At 59.6% G+C, this 18,389-nt stretch carries 17 protein-coding genes and 1 pseudogene; 12 read left to right on the top strand and 6 right to left on the bottom strand.

Annotated elements, in window-relative coordinates; genetic code table 11:
• Nucleotides 1-139: 139 nt before the first annotated feature.
• Genes aztA through B3N48_RS09045 form a run of 3 tightly spaced genes read left to right on the top strand, consistent with a single transcriptional unit; the run spans nucleotide 140 to nucleotide 2,673 of the window.
• Entirely contained in the window at nucleotides 140-892 is a 753-nt protein-coding gene (gene aztA, locus B3N48_RS09055; RefSeq protein WP_296182298.1) for a zinc ABC transporter ATP-binding protein AztA, read from the top strand.
• Nucleotides 889-1,758, top strand: a complete 870-nt coding sequence (locus B3N48_RS09050; RefSeq protein WP_296182296.1) for a metal ABC transporter permease — start codon at nucleotides 889-891, stop codon at nucleotides 1,756-1,758. The genes aztA and B3N48_RS09050 overlap by 4 nt, the downstream gene beginning before the upstream one ends.
• A 27-nt stretch (nucleotides 1,759-1,785) precedes the next feature.
• On the top strand, nucleotides 1,786-2,673 hold the full coding sequence (locus B3N48_RS09045; protein ID WP_296182294.1) for a metal ABC transporter substrate-binding protein: 888 nt from the start codon (nucleotides 1,786-1,788) through the stop codon (nucleotides 2,671-2,673).
• A 107-nt stretch (nucleotides 2,674-2,780) separates the two neighbouring features.
• On the opposite strand, the gene mdeB is transcribed toward B3N48_RS09045, so the two are convergent.
• The gene (gene mdeB / locus B3N48_RS09040; protein WP_414704215.1) at nucleotides 2,781-5,486 is read right to left on the bottom strand and encodes an alpha-ketoglutarate dehydrogenase; all 2,706 of its coding nucleotides are present in this window, start codon (nucleotides 5,484-5,486) and stop codon (nucleotides 2,781-2,783) included.
• A 122-nt stretch (nucleotides 5,487-5,608) separates the two neighbouring features.
• Here mdeB and B3N48_RS09035 point away from each other — a divergent pair, with 122 nt between their 5' ends.
• Nucleotides 5,609-6,073 carry an Lrp/AsnC family transcriptional regulator gene (locus B3N48_RS09035; protein WP_062387091.1) on the top strand — a complete coding sequence of 155 codons (465 nt, stop codon included), beginning with the start codon at nucleotides 5,609-5,611 and terminating at the stop codon, nucleotides 6,071-6,073.
• A 91-nt stretch (nucleotides 6,074-6,164) separates the two neighbouring features.
• Complete coding sequence (locus tag B3N48_RS09030; RefSeq protein WP_296182286.1) at nucleotides 6,165-6,815, top strand: HD domain-containing protein; 651 nt, start codon at nucleotides 6,165-6,167, stop codon at nucleotides 6,813-6,815.
• A 17-nt stretch (nucleotides 6,816-6,832) separates the two neighbouring features.
• Here the strand turns inward: B3N48_RS09030 and B3N48_RS09025 are convergent, their stop codons facing one another.
• Together B3N48_RS09025 and B3N48_RS09020 are read right to left on the bottom strand one after the other, a co-directional pair.
• Nucleotides 6,833-7,114 (bottom strand): BrnA antitoxin family protein, encoded by a 282-nt coding sequence (locus B3N48_RS09025; protein WP_296182282.1) that lies wholly within the window; start codon nucleotides 7,112-7,114, stop codon nucleotides 6,833-6,835.
• Nucleotides 7,074-7,346: a BrnT family toxin gene (locus B3N48_RS09020; protein WP_296182415.1), complete on the bottom strand. Its 273-nt coding sequence runs from the start codon at nucleotides 7,344-7,346 to the stop codon at nucleotides 7,074-7,076. Before B3N48_RS09020 ends, B3N48_RS09025 begins: the two co-directional genes overlap by 41 nt.
• Between B3N48_RS09020 and B3N48_RS26850 the strand changes: the two are divergent.
• The 3 genes and pseudogenes from B3N48_RS26850 to B3N48_RS09010 form a co-directional block, all read left to right on the top strand.
• Nucleotides 7,246-8,397: pseudogene (locus tag B3N48_RS26850) on the top strand (MCP four helix bundle domain-containing protein); the annotation flags it as partial. The gene B3N48_RS09020 and the pseudogene B3N48_RS26850 sit on opposite strands and share 101 nt — an antisense overlap.
• Entirely contained in the window at nucleotides 8,380-9,255 is an 876-nt protein-coding gene (locus B3N48_RS26845) for a methyl-accepting chemotaxis protein (protein WP_414704216.1), read from the top strand. The pseudogene B3N48_RS26850 and the gene B3N48_RS26845, both read left to right, overlap by 18 nt.
• 158 nt (nucleotides 9,256-9,413) lie before the next feature.
• Nucleotides 9,414-10,580 carry a hypothetical protein gene (locus B3N48_RS09010; RefSeq protein WP_296182280.1) on the top strand — a complete coding sequence of 389 codons (1,167 nt, stop codon included), beginning with the start codon at nucleotides 9,414-9,416 and terminating at the stop codon, nucleotides 10,578-10,580.
• Nucleotides 10,581-10,673: 93 nt separating this feature from the next.
• Here B3N48_RS09010 and can read toward each other — a convergent pair whose 3' ends face one another.
• A complete protein-coding gene (gene can, locus B3N48_RS09005) occupies nucleotides 10,674-11,315 on the bottom strand; it encodes a carbonate dehydratase (RefSeq protein WP_110949859.1) in 642 nt (213 codons plus the stop codon).
• Between the two features lie 149 nt (nucleotides 11,316-11,464).
• Here can and B3N48_RS09000 point away from each other — a divergent pair, with 149 nt between their 5' ends.
• Nucleotides 11,465-11,878 (top strand): serine kinase/phosphatase, encoded by a 414-nt coding sequence (locus B3N48_RS09000; protein WP_296182274.1) that lies wholly within the window; start codon nucleotides 11,465-11,467, stop codon nucleotides 11,876-11,878.
• 121 nt (nucleotides 11,879-11,999) lie between these two features.
• Here B3N48_RS09000 and rimI read toward each other — a convergent pair whose 3' ends face one another.
• Both rimI and B3N48_RS08990 read right to left on the bottom strand, forming a co-directional pair.
• The gene (gene rimI, locus B3N48_RS08995) at nucleotides 12,000-12,452 is read right to left on the bottom strand and encodes a ribosomal protein S18-alanine N-acetyltransferase (protein ID WP_296182272.1); all 453 of its coding nucleotides are present in this window, start codon (nucleotides 12,450-12,452) and stop codon (nucleotides 12,000-12,002) included.
• Entirely contained in the window at nucleotides 12,445-13,251 is an 807-nt protein-coding gene (locus tag B3N48_RS08990; protein ID WP_296182410.1) for an energy transducer TonB, read from the bottom strand. The genes rimI and B3N48_RS08990 overlap by 8 nt, the downstream gene beginning before the upstream one ends.
• Before the next feature lie 146 nt (nucleotides 13,252-13,397).
• Here B3N48_RS08990 and mksB point away from each other — a divergent pair, with 146 nt between their 5' ends.
• From mksB to mksF, 3 genes are read left to right on the top strand one after another with little or no spacing between them, the layout of a single operon-like run.
• Nucleotides 13,398-14,675 (top strand): Mks condensin complex protein MksB, encoded by a 1,278-nt coding sequence (gene mksB / locus B3N48_RS08985; RefSeq protein ID WP_296182270.1) that lies wholly within the window; start codon nucleotides 13,398-13,400, stop codon nucleotides 14,673-14,675.
• Entirely contained in the window at nucleotides 14,665-15,372 is a 708-nt protein-coding gene (gene mksE / locus B3N48_RS08980) for an Mks condensin complex protein MksE (RefSeq protein ID WP_296182268.1), read from the top strand. Before mksB ends, mksE begins: the two co-directional genes overlap by 11 nt.
• On the top strand, nucleotides 15,369-18,203 hold the full coding sequence (mksF, locus tag B3N48_RS08975) for an Mks condensin complex protein MksF (protein ID WP_296182265.1): 2,835 nt from the start codon (nucleotides 15,369-15,371) through the stop codon (nucleotides 18,201-18,203). Before mksE ends, mksF begins: the two co-directional genes overlap by 4 nt.
• Nucleotides 18,204-18,389 lie beyond the last annotated feature (186 nt).

The following is an 18,389-nucleotide window of genomic DNA, read 5'->3' as shown; positions in this document are numbered from 1 at the left end:
CTTCCGTGAAATCCGCTCCCCCACTTTCTCCAACTATCGCGACGTCCGCCCTCGCTCAGTCCGCAGGCAGGCGGATACTTGTTTCACTGGTCTTGCTCGCCTTGCTGTGGATCGGCATTGCCTGGGCGGTGGCGATTCCATGAGCGCTGCGATTGATCTGCACGATCTGACCGTGACGTACGAACGGCGCCCGGCGGTGCACCACGTCAGCGGACGCTTCGCGGCAGGCAGTCTGACAGCGATTGTCGGGCCGAACGGTGCCGGCAAATCGACGCTGATCAAGGCCATCGCCGGCACCTTGAAGCCCGCCGTAGGGCGTGTGGATCGGGGCACCCTCGCAACTCGACACATCGGCTATCTGCCCCAGGCGGCAGAGATCGATCGCAGCTTTCCGCTGAGCGTCGCCGACACCGTGATGATGGGCGCCTGGCGCAGCATCGGCGCGTTTCGAGGCGCAACGCGCAAGCATGCCGAACAAGCGCGGGATGCTTTGCTCGCTGTGGGCCTGGAAGGCTTCGAGCAACGCAGCATCAGTTCGTTATCGTCCGGGCAGTTTCAGCGTGTGCTGTTCGCGCGGCTGTTATTGCAGGATGCGTCGGTGATCCTGCTGGATGAACCCTTCACGGCCATCGACGCACGCACCACCCGAGACCTCCTCAAGCTGATCAGCGGCTGGCACGGTCAGGGCCGTACCGTCATCGCCGTGCTGCACGACATCGAGCAGGTGCGCCAGCATTTCCCCAGCACGTTGCTGCTGGCGCGAGAGACCATCGCCTGGGGCGACACCGCCGAGATCCTCCACGCCGACAACCTGCGTCGCGCCAAAAACATGGCCGAGCACTGGAGCCCCGACGCGCAGCCGTGCGACATCGACGAGGAGGCAACGCTGTGACGCTCTACACCCTACTGATTCAGCCTTTTGTCGATTTCGGCTTCATGCGTCGCGCCCTGGTCGCGTGCCTGGCACTGGGGATCGGCTCTGGCCCGGTGGGCGTCCTGCTGATGCTGCGCCGTATGAGCCTGGTGGGCGATGCGATGAGTCACGCCGTTTTGCCGGGCGCGGCAGTGGGCTTCCTGTTCGCAGGGTTGTCGCTCCCGGCGATGGGCTTCGGCGGCTTGATTGCCGGGCTGGCCGTCGCCCTGCTTTCCGGATTGGTAAGCCGCTTTACCACGCTGAAAGAGGATGCCAGCTTCGCGAGCTTTTACCTGACGTCGTTAGCGGCCGGGGTGCTGATCGTCTCGTTGCACGGCTCCAACGTCGACCTGTTGCACGTGCTGTTCGGCACGATTCTGGCCATCGATGATCAGGCCATTTTCATGGTCGGCGCCATCGCATCGTTCACCCTGATTCTTTTGGCATTGATCTACCGGCCTTTGATTCTGGAATGTTTTGACCCCGGTTTTCTGCGCGCAGTCGGGGGCCGCGGGTCGCTGTACCACGTGCTGTTTCTATTGATGGTCGTGCTTAATCTGGTCGCCGGGTTCCAGGCCCTTGGCACGCTGATGGCGGTGGGGATGATGATGCTGCCCGCCACCGTCGCACGTTTCTGGTCGAGTTCTCTGACCGGGATGATCGTGATTTCTACGGGGGTCGCAACACTCTCAGGCTTCATCGGCCTGATCGTTTCCTACCACGCCAGCGTCGCTTCTGGCCCGGCCATCGTTCTGACGGCCAGCGCGTTTTACCTGTTCTCGCTGTTCTTTGGACGCAGCGGCTTTCTGCGCCGCCTGTTCCCGAGGGTTCACCTGTCCGGCTGATCGTTCGCTCATCTCAAGGAAAACACCATGAAACGTTTGACGCTTCTGACCGCTGCTCTGGCGTTGTCGGGCCTGGCCAACTTCGCCCAGGCAAAAACCCTGGAAACCGTTGCATCGTTCACCGTTATCGCCGACATGGTGCATAACGTTGGCGGCGATCACGTCCACGTGACCTCGCTCATCGGCCCCAACGGCGACCCGCACGTGTATGAACCCACGCCCAGCGACGCTCAGGCTTTGAAAAAAGCCGACGTGGTGTTCGTCAGCGGCCTGCACCTGGAAGGCTGGCTGGACCGGCTGATCACGGCCTCGGGTTACAAGGGTCAGCCCATCGTGCTGTCCAACGGCATCATGACCCGCAGCATGGAAGAAGATGGCGAGAAGATCACTGACCCGCATGCCTGGAACAGCGCGGTCAACGGCGTCGTCTACGTCAGAAACATCATCAAGGCCCTGCAGAAAGCCGACCCGGATAACGCCACCGATTACAAAGCCAACGGTGAGAAGTACATCGCTCAGTTGCAGGACATGGACGCATACGCCCGCGCGCAGATCAACGCCATCCCTGTCGCACAGCGCAAGGTGCTGACGTCCCACGACGCGTTCGGCTATTTCGGTGATGCGTATGGCGTGACATTCCTGTCGCCGCTGGGCTTTTCCACAGAGACCGAAGCCTCAGCCGCAGACGTGGGCAAGCTGATCAACCAGATCAAACAGGAGCATGTCAGCGCCTACTTCTTCGAGAACTCCAGCGATCCGCGCTTGGTGCAACAAATCGCCAACGCCAGCGGTGCGCATCCGGGGGGCGAACTGTACGTGGAGTCGTTGTCCCCACCGAACGGGCCCGCAACGACTTACGTGAAAATGTTTCGCTACAACGTCGACAAGCTCACGGCGGCGATGAAAGGGAAGTAATTCACGCCCTGGGAACCGCCATCGCGAGCAAGCTCACTGCTACAGCGGAGCACGCTCATCCTGTAGGAGTGAGCTTGCTCGCGAGGGGGTCGTCGAAACGCCGCCATTCAGCAGCCCCATGACGCGTCGTTTTCAACCTCAATCCCATAGCGCTCGATCGCCAGCGCAGCAAGTTCGGGCGCCACTGTCCCCTCACCCACCAGCGCCGTCAACGCCGCCAGCACGATGTGATACCGGTCGACCTCAAAGAAGCTGCGCAGTCTTGCGCGGGTGTCGCTTCGACCAAAGCCATCGGTGCCGAGCACGGTGTAATCGCTTGTCACGTATGACCCGATCAATTGCGGCACGGCCCGCACGTAATCGGACACCGCCACCACCGGCGCCCCGGCTGGCAGGCATTCATCGAGGTGGCTAAGACGTCGGGTGTCCCTTGGGTGCAGGCGATTCCAGCGCTCAACCTCCCGCGACTCCCGCGCCAGCTCGGTATAACTGGTGACACTCCAGATTTCACTCTCGATCTGCCAGTCCTGCGCCAGTAGCTCCGCCGCCGCAATCGCTTCGCGCAGTAACGTACCTGAACCCATCAGCCGGACCTTGCCGACGCCGCCCGCCAGGGAACGCTGATCAAACCGGTACAGGCCGCGAATGATCGACGCTTCGACGCCCTCCGGCAGCGAGGGCTGCGGGTAGTTCTCGTTCATCAGCGTGACGTAATAAAACTCATCGACATCCTGCTCCAGCATCCGGCGCATGCCATGATCCAGGATCACCGCGAATTCCCCTGCGAACGCCGGATCGTATGCGCGGCAATTGGGGACCGTCGACGCCATCAGATGACTTGAGCCGTCCTGGTGTTGCAAGCCTTCACCCCCCAATGTGGTGCGCCCCGCTGTGGCACCCAGCAAGAAACCACGAGCACGCTGATCAGCGGCGGCCCAGATCAAGTCGCCGATCCGTTGGAAACCAAACATCGAGTAATAAATGTAGAAAGGCAGCATGCGCAAACCATGCGCAGAGTAACTGGTCGCCGCCGCTACCCAGGAGCTGATCGCCCCTGCCTCGCTGATCCCCTCTTCCAGAATCTGCCCGTTGGTGGCCTCGCGATAACTGAGGATCGAGCCAATGTCTTCGGGCTCGTAACGCTGCCCCACACTGGAATAAATCCCGATTTGTTTGAACAGGTTCGCCATGCCGAATGTGCGTGCCTCGTCCGCGACGATGGGCACGACACGTGGGCCGAGCTGTTTGTCCTTGAGCAGATTGCCGAGCAAGCGCACGAAGGCCATGGTGGTCGACATTTCCTTGCCATCGGCCTGAGTGGCAAAGCTCGCGTAACGTTCGCGCTCGGGAACTGCAACGGTCTGCGCAACACTGCAACGACTTGGCATCGCCCCTCCCAACGCCTGCCGACGCTGTCGCAAGTAACGCATTTCAGCGCTGTTCGCGTCCGGCTTGAGGAAGCTCAGGTTGGCAGCTTCATCATCGGTGAGCGGCAGGTGGAACCGGTCGCGGAAGTGGATGAGCGCCTCGCGGTCGAGTTTCTTCTGCTGGTGCGTGGTCATCTTGCCCTGCCCTGCCTCGCCCATGCCGAAGCCCTTTTTGGTCTGCGCGAGGATCACCGTTGGCCGACCTTCGTGCCGCGTCGCGGCGTGATAGGCGCAGAAGATTTTCACCAGATCATGGCCGCCGCGTTTGAGCCGGTCGATCTGCTCGTCGCTCAGGCCTTCTGCCAGTTTGCGCAACGCTTCGTTCTGTCCGAAAAAGTGCTCGCGGTTGTACTGCCCATCCTTCGCCGCGAACGTCTGGAACTGGCCATCGACAGTCTGCGACAACGCACGCACCAGCGAACCATCTTGGTCGCGAGCAAACAGGGCGTCCCAATCCGAACCCCATACCAGCTTGATGACATTCCACCCGGCACCGCTGAACAATGCTTCCAGTTCGTCGATGATCCGGCCATTGCCGCGCACCGGGCCGTCGAGGCGCTGCAGGTTGCAGTTGACGACCCAGGTCAGGTTGTCGAGCCCTTCGCGGGCGGCGAGCGTCAGCGCCGACATGCTTTCCGGCTCGTCCATTTCGCCGTCACCAAAGACACCCCACACATGTCGCGTCGAGGTGTCCTGCAAGCCGCGATGCTGCAGATAGCGCATGAAACGCGCCTGATAAATCGAGCTGATCGGGCCAATGCCCATGGAGCCTGTGGGAAATTGCCAGAAGTCAGGCATCAACCAAGGGTGTGGATAACTTGAAAGTCCGCGCGCGCCCGCTTGAGGTCCGCCGATTTCCTGGCGATAGTGCGCCAGATCGTTCTCGCTCAAACGTCCCTCGAGAAACGCCCGCGCGTAAATCCCTGGCGCCGAATGCGGCTGATAAAACACCAGATCGCCGACGCCATTGCCGGCAGTGGCGCGGAAGAAATGATTGAACCCGACCTCGAACAAGTCTGCCGCGCTGGCATAACTGGCGATATGCCCGCCCAGCTCGCCATAGGCCTGATTGGCGCGGACTACCATGGCCAAGGCATTCCAGCGCATCAGCGAAGCCAATCGCTCCTCGATGGCCAGGTCTCCCGGAAACGCCGGCTGCTGCTCGACAGCAATGGTGTTGATGTAGGGCGTGCCCGGCGCCGGTTGCCAGCCGATTTTCGGATCCCGCGCCATATTCGCCAGCATGTCGAGCATCTCGCGAGCGCGTTCGGGGCCGGCATTCTCGACCAACGACAGCAGCGCATCCTGCCATTCGCTCATCTCCAACAGATCATCGGGGCTTCGTGCGACTGCGGCTGCAGGCATGCGAGATTCGAATGGGCTCATAGACACCTCCGGTTCAATGAGGAAAAGTCTATGCTTCCACACGCAGATTTAATGACCGATCTACAGAATCCGCCGATCAAATACCAGCATAAAACACTCTAAAAACCTCAGATGAAAGCACGATGAACTTCGACAGCATTGACCTGAAAATCCTTCGCGAACTGCAACGGGACAGCAGCCTGTCCAACGTCGAACTCGCCAAACGTGTCCACCTCTCCCCCTCGCCGTGTCTGGCGCGGGTCAAGGCTCTGGAAACGTCGGGTTGCATTCGCGAGTACGTCGCCTTGCTCGCGCCCGAACATTTGGGGCTGCGCCTAAACGTATTCATTTCCATCAGCCTGAAAGAACAGAGTCGGGAAGCGCTGCAGAATTTTGAGCGCCGGGTGTGCGAATGCGAGGAGGTGATGGAGTGTTACCTGATGACCGGCGATGCCGACTACCTGCTGCGGGTGGTCATGGCCGACATGCAGGCGCTTGAACACTTCATCATCGAGCGCCTGTCGCCCATGCCGGAGGTTGAGAAGATCCGTTCGAGCCTGTCGCTCAAGCAGGTGCGGTACAAAACCGCGCTACCGTTGCGGCCTTGACCCGCCGCGCAGGGCGGACTTTCAGACGCCTTTTCGGGTCCATCCTCTATGCTGCCCGTATTCGCCCGCGTTGCCTCAGCAAGGACACTCGATGACTGCACTCTCCTTCGCGCCGTTTCAGGATCTGGCTGACAAGCTGCTTCCCCACACTGTCGCCGAACGGGCCGATGGCTCCCACGACATTTCGCACCTGCACCGCGTCTGGACCAATGTCTGCGCCATTCGCAACAAGGAAGGGGGCGATCCCCAGATTCTGGTCGCGGCGACATTGCTGCACGATTGCGTCTCAGTGGAGAAAAACTCGCCCTTCCGCTCCAGCGCCTCCCGACTGGCCGCTGCGAAAGCGGGCGAATTGCTGTCGGAATTGGGGTGGGATGAAGAGCGAATCGACGCTGTCTCGCACGCCATCGAGGCTCACAGCTACTCGGCGAACATCACCCCAACCACCCTGGAAGCGAGAATCCTTCAGGACGCCGACCGCCTCGACGCCCTCGGCATGATTGGCGTCGCTCGTCTGTTTTACGTCTCAGGCCGCATGGGCAGCCACCTCTATGACCCCGCCGATCCCCAAGCCCAAAACCGCGAACTGAACGACAAACGGTACGCCACCGACCACTTCACCACCAAACTCTTCACCCTCGCCCACGGTTTTCAGACCGATACCGGGAGGCGCATGGCGCAGATGCGTCACGAACGCGCCGAACGGTTTTTGCGGGAGTTCATGGAGGAAGTGGGGAGTTGATCCCGCGCTGTCGCCGATTAAATGGAAATCTCTGAAGGCTCGTGTGTTTTGAGCCAATCCACCAATGCGGCATTCATGCGCGTCTGCCAGCCTGGCCCTGATGCTTTGAATTGCTGAACCACATCCGGCTCCAGACGGATCGTTATACGCTCTCTCACAACCACGGATTTTGGCCGGCCTCGCTTGATCAGCTTCTCGCCGACGTATTCATCAGCATGCTCAAAAAAAGCATCTGAAAGCTCAGGCGCATCGTCTGGATCAACCCAGTCGGTGCCGGTAGAGGGTTTGTTCGCGCTCATTGGCTTTCCTCATGGAAATGATGCGGCGTGCCGCGCCGCGCGGGGTCCAGACTAAAATGATCATACGTCCCGTCAGAAGTCCCACGGTGACGAAGCGGCTCTCACCGTAGTCTTGCCTGTCGTCCTCTATTGTGAAATGTCGGCCTGTAAAAATCAGCGCTGCATCCGCGAAATCCAGGCCTCGCTCACTCAAGGTTCTGTCACGTTTAGCGAAGTCGAAGATTATCTGCATCCATTTATTGTATGTACAGAAAATAATCCAACAAGCCGTTACGCGTTGGCACAGACGCATCCCACAACACCCGCTGAAAACGCTTAGGCGGACGCATGGACCAAGTCGTACAGGGCTGATCTGTTTAGCCGTCAAATCACAACAAATCTGCAATATTCTCACTCGATGTCATAAAGACATCACGGAACATCTCTATAACGAAGCATCTGGTGTCTTCGTCGATGAGATTCGTGTTGTGAAAAGGTCATTGCGTGGGTTGTTTCGTCCTTCGTCCAAGCCAGCATTTTTGCGGCGCTTTCGGATTGCTCAGCGGCTGGTGCTGTGTTTCGGCGTCACTGCGTTGCTACTCATCGCATTGGGCGTGTTCTGTCTATTGCAGATGCAGAGTATTCGCGACCAGGGCGCGGCGGTGGAGAGTGAGGCGCTGCCGAGCATCGCCATGGCTGATGCGATCGCCATCGATCTGATCAAACTGCGCGGTGAAAGCGCCCGACTGATCGCCAACGCGGACGATCCCGGTGCGGTGGTCAACAGCAAGATCAACGTCGAGCAGCTGAAAAACGAGGTGGAGAAGGGTTTCAGCGACTACCTCGCCCACTCGACCGACAGCACGGAACGCGACTCCATCAAGGCCCTTCAAGAGGCCTACAAGGCGTTCATGCCGGGCCTGCATGACGAGATTGGTCTCATCGAGCAGCGCAAACTCGATGATGCGCGGATGCTGCTCAATACCACACTTAGCTTGCAGGGCGATTTGATGGACATGCAGGTGCAACTGCTGCGTGAACTGAACAAGCAAAGCGCCGCGGCGGCGGTGGGTGGCACCGAGAGCCGATTCCAGCAGACGCGCATCATCGCAGTGAGTGCCATTGTGCTCGCGCTGGTCTTGACCCTGCTGCTGGCGTGGCGTTTGAGCGTGAGCATCATCCGCCCGTTGCGCCAATCGCTGCAGATTGCCAGCACCATCGCCGACGGCGATTTGAGTCCCCAGCCTGTCCCGGAAGGCAAGGACGAAGCCGCGCAACTGCTAAAAATGCTCGGGCAGATGCGTGGCAACCTGCATGGCACGATCGATCAGATTTACGCAGCGGCCAGCCAGTTGAGCCAGTCGGTCCAAGAGATGGGCGCCATCGCCGAGGCCAGTGCCAAAAACCTGCAGGCGCAGAATGATGAAATCGAACAGGCCGCAGTGGCCGTCAATCAAATGAGCCAAGCTGCTGTCGAGGTAGCCGACAACGCGAGCAACACCTCCACCGAATCGAAAGCCTCGAACGCAGCGGCGGCTGAAGGGCGGACTCGTCTGACCGGAACCATCGATTCGATCAAGGAACTGACTGACAACGTACTTGACTCCTCTCATCAAGCCGACGGTCTGGCCGAACGTACGTTGAGCATCAGCAAGATCCTCGAAGTGATTCGCGCCATTGCCAATCAGACCAACCTCTTGGCGCTGAACGCTGCCATTGAGGCGGCACGTGCAGGCGAAGCTGGTCGTGGGTTTGCGGTGGTGGCCGACGAAGTCCGGTCGCTCGCGCAGCGCACCAGTGCCTCGACCACCGAAATCGAAAGCCTGATCAACGATGTGCAGAAGAGCACCCAAGACACTGCTGAAACCCTGCGCATCACCGCAGCTCAGGCCAGCCAGACATTGGAACAGGCGGCCGCTACCAGCCAGGCGTTGACGGTGATCATCAGCTCGACCTCAACCATCAGCGATCGCAATATCCTGATTGCCAGCGCAGCGGAACAGCAGGCCCAAGTCGCCCACGAAGTGGACCGCAACCTGAGCAGCATTCGCGACCTGTCGACTCAATCTGCCTCCGGCGCGCAGCAGACGACCGTGGCCAGCAATGCACTGGCAATGCTGGCGACAGATCTGAACGCCATGGTGCAGCGGTTCGTGCTTTAAACCGTTTGCCGCTACCAGGCTTGCTGAAATGGCGACTGCACTGTCGCCTCAGCAGGCCCGGTAAATTTCGACTGTAATGTATTTCCTGTCATGTCCAGATGTTTCATTATTGAAACACATCCGCGCAGACGGATGCCCACGCCATCAAGGACATGAGCATGAAGAAAACCGCAGCATTGAGCGTTGCCCTCACAGCCCTTGCGCTCAGCTTCACCGTCCACGCTGACGTCGATGTCAGCCTTGGCAGCAAGGACCGCGTCACCCGACTCTTCGCCTACCCCAATAACTGCAATGTCATCTGCTTCCGTAACTGGACGCTGGAGCAGACGGTCGAGCATTACCTGTCCCAAAGCGTTCAGCGCGACGGCTACCCGAGCGCCAAGGTCAGCGTGACCAACGACAATGATCAGTTACATGCCAAGATCACCGGTGTGCCAGATGGCTACGACAAGCCGCTGACCCGCCTGCTGAACGCCGGAGACCTTGCTTACACGGGCGCGAGCAAGCTCAATGCCGATGGCAAGTTTGCTTACAATTGGTACCTGTTCCTGCCGCTGGGCATGGCGCTGGAGAATCGCAAGAGTGTCGAGCTGCTGCACTTCCCGCCGGATTACTCGCTGACGCAGGCTCAAGACTATCTGCGCTCGGCCACCACCGACCGCTGGGCCACGTTGCTGACGGACAACGGCATTCCGGCCGATCAAACGCCGGCGTATCAGACCATCATCGACATCGCTCCCATTGCCGCGCCAGCCAATGCGGGCAGTGATCTGGAAGGCGTCTACAGCTACTTCAACGACTATCAGACCACCATGGTCAAAAACGTGAGCCAAAGCGCTGCGGGCACGTCGCTGCCTATGGTCGCGTTCGGCGCGCCGGTACGGAACTGGTTGAAAGCGCAGTACAACGTCAATGTGCCGGTGCTGGGCCTTGCCATCATCAGCCCTGCGACCGGGCAAACCGTGTCGGTGATTGGCGCCAATCACCCGAGCTACATATGGTATGCGGCGGACAAGAGCAACTATGGCGGCGACGAAGCCAAAGCCGATGCGGCGGGTTTGAAAGTCATGGGGCAGGATTTGAGTGCCGCGTGCTGGCAAGCGGGCATGGGTCAGACACCGGGGTCGAATGCAGCGTCCCTACTGACCCAGTGCGCAACCCAATGGCAGGTGACCCACAAGGTCGAGACCTGCAAGCTGTTTTACACCTCGATTCGCAACCTGACGCCTGATCAGGCGGCCGCGAAATGCCGGACCGGATCAGTGGGCCGTCAGTTGGATCAACTGCGCAAGCCATTGCCTGAAATGGTCAAGAAACAAGCCTGACGCCATGTAGGAGTGGGCTTGCTCACTCCTACATATCCAGCGGCCCTGTCTCACATCTTGCGTTGGATTCCGCTAGCCGCTGCTTCAGAAGCATCACTCGCCCAACGGACGCAAACGGTACTGCGGCGGCAACTGCTCAAAGCCGCTGATCGTCGTATTCAGGCTTTTCCAGCGACCGTCCTTGATCCCGTAAATACAGCCGTGGATCGACAGTTTCTGCCCGCGATGCCAGGCGTTCTGCACAATGCTGGTATGCCCGACGTTGGCCACCTGCTGAATCACGTTCAATTCGCACAGGCGGTCGACCTGCTCTTCCTCGGTCGGCAGCTTGCTCAGCAGCTCCCGGTTCTCGTAATACAAATCGCGAATGGTGCGCAGCCAACCATCGATCAGGCCGAATTGACGGTCTTGCATCGACGCCCGCACGCCGCCACACCCGTAGTGGCCGGTGACGAGAATGTGTTTGACCTTGAGGACATCGACGGCGTACTGAATCACCGACAGGCAGTTCAGATCAGTGTGCAGCACGACGTTGGCCACATTGCGGTGCACGAACAGGTCGCCCGGCAACATGCCGACAATTTCATTGGCCGGGACGCGCGCATCCGAACAGCCGATCCAGAGGTATTCGGGGGTTTGCTGACGGGCCAGCTTGGCGAAGAACTCAGGGTCTTCCTCTTTGATGGCCGCCGCCCAACGTTCGTTGTTATCGATCAGATCTTGTAATTCGTTCATACGTGATGCCTCAGGAATGATGCCCAGCTATGACTGGCGATCGACGCGTAGGGTCACGCCGTTTTGCCTCTACCGATCAAGAAGCGGAGTGAATCTTCTCAGTGCCCCCCGGTCCACCTCAGTAAGACCGCTCACAATGAGGATTTGCCATGAACGACTCTCGCCGCCCGTTTGGCGCCACCCAGCCTGAACCCATCGACGACAACGAAGACCGCATGGGCTCAATGGAGGAGCTTAACTTCAATGACAATAACGAACCCAGCGGGCGAATCGGCGACACCATCCCCGCAGATGAACTCGACACGTACATTTCCGACGAACGCGTCCGCGAAGCAGGCATGACCGGTGCTTCGACCGACGATCACAACCCCACGGACGATGACATGAGCCCGGAAACCCTGATCGATGAGGACGGTTCACGCTCACCGCGAGAAGCAGGCGAAGGCGGCCCGGCCGACTTTGACCTGAGCATCGTGGATGAGGACGACATTGGCGGCGGCGACGGGCTCGATGAGGAGGAAATGGCGATCCTGGATCCGTTGGACGGCAAGCCGGGGGTCTGAGCCCGGCCCGCAGTCCTCGGGGGAGCACGCCCGGGTTCTCCTATCCTGAGAATACAATCCGCTGTGGGAGTGAGCTCGTGCACTCCCACGGTCAATTCACGTCGCGACTGTATCTCTGTAATCAATCCGTCAGCGTGCAGGCCATCACCAGCGCATCTTCGCGCCCACCGACAGCCGGATAGTAATCACGACGCCGCCCCACCTCATTAAAGCCATAACGTTCATACAGTCGATACGCCGACTGATTGCTCGCCCGCAATTCAAGGAAGCACTCACGCCCGTTCAGTTCGTACGCGCGCTTCATCAGCTTGTCGAGCAACAACAGCCCCAACCCGCGGCCCTGACTTTCCGGCTTGACCGTGATGTTGAGCAAATGCGCCTCATCAATGATGACGTTGATGACGCCATGCCCCACCTGCTGATTACCTTCGAACATCAGCCAAATTTCGTAGGATTTGAGCCCATCAAGAAAAATGCCGCGGGTCCACGGGTGGCTGAACGCCGCGTATTCGATTTTCAACACCGCTTCCAGATCGGCTTCGGTCATGCGGCGAAACGTTACGGCATCACTCATTTACGCTCTTCCAACGTCCCATCATTTGACGCATGGCACGCCACACATCGGCCTTGCGCTGAGGCTCGTCCATCAAGAGTTCCAGACCCGGCAGCGCCCAGGCCGACCCCAGGCCTTCAACCTGGAATTCAAGATTGTAGGATTCAGCGTCAACTTCCCCGGCAAAGCGTACCGCTGGCAGTCCGATCAGCCATAGGCAGGTGCAAGGGTCCTCCTCGACGCGAGCGGACAGGAACCCTTGAACGAAATCCCGGGCAGCCTCAGGACCTTGATCCATCTGCCCCCTCACCAACAGCGGCCAACGCACAGGCTCGCCAATGATCTGCGGGCTGTCAGGCAAACCCGCGGCACGCAGCATATCCTTGAGCAACAAATAGGAAGGGTCGCGACTCTGAAAGGGCTCGCCCGTGGCCAGCTCGACCAACAGCAAGCAGCTGCCCGCGCGCAACAATTGCAGAGCGAAACGAGGTGGCGGCGCAACAGGCGCTTTCACGACCTCAGGAGCGGTTTCCTCTTCGACCGGCTTGACCACCGGTTTAGCAGCAGAGGCTGGACGAGGAATCTCGATCTTCGGCCGCTCCACCGTACGCGCCAAGGGCGCGGCAGGGGTGGACGCCTGATTGAGCGAGATCGCAGGCGCCATCGAGGGCATGGTTTCGACGACCTCGTCCTCGAACACCGGCAACGGCGCAAGCAGCTCCGGACGCGAAGGCGCAGCAAAAGGCAGTTCGGTGCGCGGCAGCCAGCTGACCACCTGCATGGCGGTCAGATAAGCGCGGCGGCGAGGCTCGTTGAGCAAGGGACAGCCACCTGTGGACAAAGTCAGGAGGGGCATTCTACAGACCTTCGACGCATCCCGCCGCAGTTGATCGACTGAGGGTGAAAACCAACCCCTGCGATGCAGTACAATCGCCGCTTTTATTTGCCAACCAGCGGCCCCATCCGATGATCGAACCTAAGCGCGTCCTGCGCGCCCTTGCCGAACACTGGGCGCTTCTTGAGCCACTGTGCGAGCATTTCGACCAAGGCACTCTGAGCCTCAGCGAACTGCGTCTGCAATTGGCCGCCCAGCAACTGGAAAGCACACCCCAGGACATCACCCACCTGCTGGACGTGTGGATTCGTCTCGACATTCTGGTTCCCGTGGCCAAAAGCCCGAACCGTTTCGAGCTGAACGCCCAGATCCACGACTTCCTGTCGTACCTGCGCCGCGAACACCGCTTGGGCCTGTGCCTGGAAATCGAAGCCTACCTGCGCCATCTGGAGCGGCTGGCCGGTTACATTCAGGAAGCCTTCGAAGCCCGCGATGCCAACGACCTCGCTCGCCAGTTGCGCCTGCTCGACATGCGCGTGCGCGACGTGCTTAAAAAGCTCGCCAACGATGAACAGGCGCTGGTTGCCGTGGCCGAACGCGCCAAGACCAGCGACCGGCAGATTCCATTGCGTCAGCGTTATGCCGAGGTGTTGGCAACCTGGGATGAATACGTCGAGCCGATGATTCAGTTGGTCAACGCCGACGGCGCTTTCGAACAAGGCGTGCGCAAGGTCGAAAACGTCCTGCTGCGCATGTTGAGCGATCAGCAGCGGCTTGGGCATCTGGTCGACGACGACATGCTCCTGCGCACGCACGCGCGCATCCTTGAAATGCAAACCAGCGCGCAACTGACCCTGCGTCACGCCCGGGAACTGCTGCTGCCGTTGCGCGAGGAAGCCCGTCGCCATAACGCTGTGACCCGAGGTGCCGCGCTGGCCCTGTCGGCCATTCGGCGCAAAGGCATCGACGCGGTGCCGCAGGCCGCGATGCCGATGTTCACCCGACCACAAAGCACCTTCCTTGGCAGCGCGAACCAGGTCGAAGCCTACGTTTACGCGTTGGCGCGCTTTGAGCCCAAACCGGCGCGCTTCCCAAAGGCCAACGTCACCCGCAAAGGCGAACCGCCACGGGCGCCGCGCACGGTCAAAGAAATGGTCGAACGTTGCGAAGAGGCCTTGCCCATGCCGGATCTGATGGTCTGGTTGCTGGAGCAGGAACCGACTGGGGCCACCGACGAATTGCTGTACTGGTTCTCGCGCCTGTCGCGGGAGAAACGCTTCAAACGCGAGCGCCTCGAACGCCGCGAATACTTGACCCAGGAGCACCGCGTCAGCCTGCGCTCCTTCGCCCTGCTCTCGAGCAAAGACGCCACCCCAGAAAACTCCGAGGGCACCGCCCATGCATCTTGATCTATCCGAACTTTCCCAGCTCGCGCCGATCTTTCGCGAGCTGTTCAAGGGTTACCACGTCAGCCGACGAGATCCTGAACTGTATGCGCAACTGTCCAACTTTCAGGACCAGTACCGCACGCTGTTCAAGGCATTGGGCTTCGAGCTCATCTGCGACACCCGTGGCTTCTATTACTTCGTCCCTGATCTGGCCGCTGCGCAGGTCAACAAGACCGCACAGCGCCTGGCCCTGTTTACCTTCATCCTCGTCGAACACCTGGCGGACCAGGGTCGCGACCCGGTGGCCGTGCTAGACGGCGGTAGCCTGGGCCGCGATGAACTGCCGTCGCTGCTGGACAAATACCGCGACCTGTTTCTGCAAGCGGAAGTGCAAACCCAGGAAGAGCTGGAAGAGAAGATCATGCGCCGCATGACCCAGCTTGGCTTTGCGTCGGAAGAAGTGGGCATCTATCGCTTCCTGCCACCGATGCATCGCTTCCTCGATGTGTGCCTGTCGGTCCAACAGGACCGCGACCTGGCGGCCAGCCTGCACAGCGACCTGCCATTGCCGACGCCCGTGCTGATCGACGACGACAGCGATGAAAAGCTGCTGCAGACCGACGACCCGCTTGATCTGGCCGAGTTTGACGACACCGAAGAAAGCGAAGAGCAGGCAATCGCCCGTGCGATCGCCGAAGAACAGGAGCATGACGCATGAGCCAGGAACGCTACGGCATCCGCCGCTTCGCCCTGCTGAACACCGCCGGTTACAGCCTCGGGCTGTTTCCGTTGGAACATCCTTTGTCGGTGTATGGCGCGAACAACCTCGGTAAGAGTGCGTCAATCAACGCCCTGCAATTCCCGATTCTGGCGCGCATGTCGGACATGTCCTTCGGCAAGTACAGCCTCGATCAGTCGCGTCGCTTCTATTTCGCGTCCGACACCAGCTACATCCTCGTTGAAGTCGCCCTGCCTCACGGCCCTCACGTCATCGGCGTCGTCGGTCGCGGCCCGGGCGGCGGCTTTGGTCACCAGTTTTTCGCCTATGCTGGCAAGCTGGATCTTGCGCACTATCAGAAAAACGAAACGTGCCTGCGCCAAAAGGAATTGTTCAGCAATCTTGAAAGCCAGGGCCTGAAAGCCTACGAGCTTAAGCCAGACGAACTGCGTCGTTTGCTGGTGGGTGGTCACACCTCTATTCCGTTGGACTTGACGCTGATTCCGCTGCGCTCCACGAGCGAGCAGAGCCTGAAAACCTTCCGTGCGCTGTTCATCAACCTGCTGCACATGCGCGAAATTACCGCCGCGAAGCTGAAGCAGCTGTTCCTTGACGCGTTTGAACACAGCCTGCGTTCCGGCAGCGTGGATTACATCGCTGCGTGCGAAGAAGCCTTCCGCGATGTACGCCGCATGGAACAGGACTACAACGCGTTGGTGCTCGCTGGCCCTCTGGTCGAAGCCTTGGCCAATGGTGTCCAACAACGCGACATCCTGCGCGGCAAACTGCATCGCCTGTCGCCGCTGCTGGATTCGTTGCTCGGCACCTGGCAGGACTATTCCAACGCGCGCAAGGAAGAGCTGGTCATTCAGGCTGAGCATTACCGCGGCGAACAAGACGCGCTGCAAAACGATCAGCGGGGCGGCACTCAGGAGCTGATGCGCCTTGAGCGAGAAATCAGTGACATTCAACGCTGGATCGGCGAACTGGCGGTATTGAAGAACCGCTTCGCGCTGGTCGATGACGTACGGGTGCTTGAACAGCAACTGCTGGCCGCCAAAGACGCTCACGACGAACTGGCGGGTGCGCTGGCCCAGTCTCGTCAGTTCAGCGCCGAAGACCTGGATGAACGCCTGCGCGATCTGGAAAAACGCCTCAAGTCGGTGAAACAACAACTCGATCACGCGGACAACAATAGCTACGCCCGACTGCGCGAAGAGTTTTCCCAGCCAGATGTCGAGCGCCTGATGCGCCTGTTCAACAGCTCACTCTTTAGTCTGCCGCTCGGCGAACAAGGCATCGCGCTGGATGATGGCGAGGCATGGGTCAAATCGTTGGAGGCCATTCTGGATGGCTTCAAAGGCGAGCGCTTTGAAGTGCCGGGGCTTTCGATCAACCTCTCGCACATCGAGCCCCCTGCTTTGCAGGCGCTGGCTGACCGCGCGGCGTTGCGCGATCAGAAAGAACGTCTGGAAAAAGAACTCAAGCAATTGAAGACCCAGCAAGCTGTTGCGGCTGACCGCGCGGCGAGCAAAACCCAGACCGAAGCGTTGTATCAGCAGGTACTGGATGCGCAAAAGGCGTTGGAAGACTTCCGCCGCACGCAGACCCTCAGCGCGGAAGAAGGCGAGAAGCTCGAGCAACTGGCGCAAATGGAAGCGGCGCAAGACGAACTCAAGCGCTCGAGCGATGCGTTTACCGAACGCGTCCAGCAGTTGTCGGCAAAACTGCAACTGGTGGGGCGTCAAATCGGCGATCTGGAGTCTAAGCAGCGCACCCTGGACGATGCCCTGCGTCGTCGTCAGTTGCTGCCAGCGGATCTGCCATTTGGTACGCCGTTTATGGAAGCTGTCGACGATTCGCTGGAGAATCTACTGCCTCTGCTCAACGACTATCAGGACAGCTGGCAAGGCCTGTTGCGTTGTGATGGTCAGATCGAAGCGTTGTACGCCCAAGTCCGCCTCAAAGGCGTGGCCAAGTTCGACAGCGAAGACGACATGGAGCGCCGTCTCCAATTGCTGATCAATGCGTACGCGCACCGCACGGATGAAGCGCTAACCTTGGGTAAGGCCCGTCGTGCAGCCGTCACCGACATCGCCCGCACCCTACGTAACATCCGCAGCGACTACGACAGTCTTGAGCACCAACTGGCGCTGTTCAATCGTGAAATCAACCGCCGCCAGGTCTCGAACCTGGAAAGCTTCCGCATCGTCCTTGCGCCGAACAAGGAAGCGCTCAAGCACATCGACCAGATCATCCACAGCGCCGGTCAATACGAAGAAGGCGAAACGCTGTCGGTCTTCGACCTGAGCCAAAGCGCAGAGCAAGACAACAAAAACGAGGAAGCGAAAGAGTATCTGGCACGTCTGGTGGCTGCGAACCACAACCAGTTGGGTCTCAAAGATCTATTCGAATTGGCGTTCGAAATCACCAAGGTTAATGGTCAGCCCGTTATCCACACTGATATCGATGGCGCAGCGTCAAACGGCACAACCATGACCATCAAAGCGCTGACCAACATGTATCTGTTGCTGCACTTGATGGATCGCGACTTGGCCGGCCGTGTGCGTCTGCCCTACTACCTCGACGAAGCAGCCGACATCGACGAACGTAACCAGGCCGCCTTGCTGGAAACCAGCCTGCAATTGGGCTTTGTGCCGATCCTGGCAAGCGTTAAGCCACAGGTGTCCGCACATGTGGCGATCGACCTTGAGGGGGGCAGCGGCCCGGCGGGTATCTACATCGACGAAGCCGACTGGAAATACATTCGTCGCCGTGAAGAAGCGAGCCCAGTAAAGACTGGGGAAGTGGCGGCAGAGGCCGCTGAATAAGCTTTCAAAGCGGTAACGAAAAGCCCTGCAGCGATGCGGGGTTTTTTGTGGGCGTCATAGCGGTCAGGAGATATCTCTGTAGCAGCACGCCTTGCCGGCGGTGACTTCCGTGAGATCGCTGCCGCTAGGCAGAAGGATCGCCGCTAGACGGCTGCTATATGGAGGAAGGGTGTCGCAGCACGAAGA

This window comes from Pseudomonas sp. UBA1879 (assembly GCF_002338065.1).
Taxonomy (GTDB): Bacteria; Pseudomonadota; Gammaproteobacteria; order Pseudomonadales; family Pseudomonadaceae; genus Aquipseudomonas.
This window is presented reverse-complemented; position numbering and strand designations above follow the sequence as displayed.

Bases quoted from the DNA above. Each gene is read 5' to 3' on its own strand.
- aztA (WP_296182298.1), top strand. From the start codon at position 140: ATGAGCGCTGCGATTGATCTGCACGATCTGACCGTGACGTACGAACGG.
- B3N48_RS09020 (WP_296182415.1), bottom strand. From the start codon at position 7,346: ATGCAGATAATCTTCGACTTCGCTAAACGTGACAGAACCTTGAGTGAG.
- B3N48_RS09010 (WP_296182280.1), top strand. From the start codon at position 9,414: ATGAAGAAAACCGCAGCATTGAGCGTTGCCCTCACAGCCCTTGCGCTC.
- mksB (WP_296182270.1), top strand. From the start codon at position 13,398: ATGATCGAACCTAAGCGCGTCCTGCGCGCCCTTGCCGAACACTGGGCG.
- rimI (WP_296182272.1), bottom strand. From the start codon at position 12,452: ATGAGTGATGCCGTAACGTTTCGCCGCATGACCGAAGCCGATCTGGAA.
- B3N48_RS09000 (WP_296182274.1), top strand. From the start codon at position 11,465: ATGAACGACTCTCGCCGCCCGTTTGGCGCCACCCAGCCTGAACCCATC.
- B3N48_RS09030 (WP_296182286.1), top strand. From the start codon at position 6,165: ATGACTGCACTCTCCTTCGCGCCGTTTCAGGATCTGGCTGACAAGCTG.
- B3N48_RS09025 (WP_296182282.1), bottom strand. From the start codon at position 7,114: ATGAGCGCGAACAAACCCTCTACCGGCACCGACTGGGTTGATCCAGAC.
- can (WP_110949859.1), bottom strand. From the start codon at position 11,315: ATGAACGAATTACAAGATCTGATCGATAACAACGAACGTTGGGCGGCG.
- mksE (WP_296182268.1), top strand. From the start codon at position 14,665: ATGCATCTTGATCTATCCGAACTTTCCCAGCTCGCGCCGATCTTTCGC.
- mksF (WP_296182265.1), top strand. From the start codon at position 15,369: ATGAGCCAGGAACGCTACGGCATCCGCCGCTTCGCCCTGCTGAACACC.
- B3N48_RS09045 (WP_296182294.1), top strand. From the start codon at position 1,786: ATGAAACGTTTGACGCTTCTGACCGCTGCTCTGGCGTTGTCGGGCCTG.
- mdeB (WP_414704215.1), bottom strand. From the start codon at position 5,486: ATGAGCCCATTCGAATCTCGCATGCCTGCAGCCGCAGTCGCACGAAGC.
- B3N48_RS26845 (WP_414704216.1), top strand. From the start codon at position 8,380: ATGCTCGGGCAGATGCGTGGCAACCTGCATGGCACGATCGATCAGATT.
- B3N48_RS09035 (WP_062387091.1), top strand. From the start codon at position 5,609: ATGAACTTCGACAGCATTGACCTGAAAATCCTTCGCGAACTGCAACGG.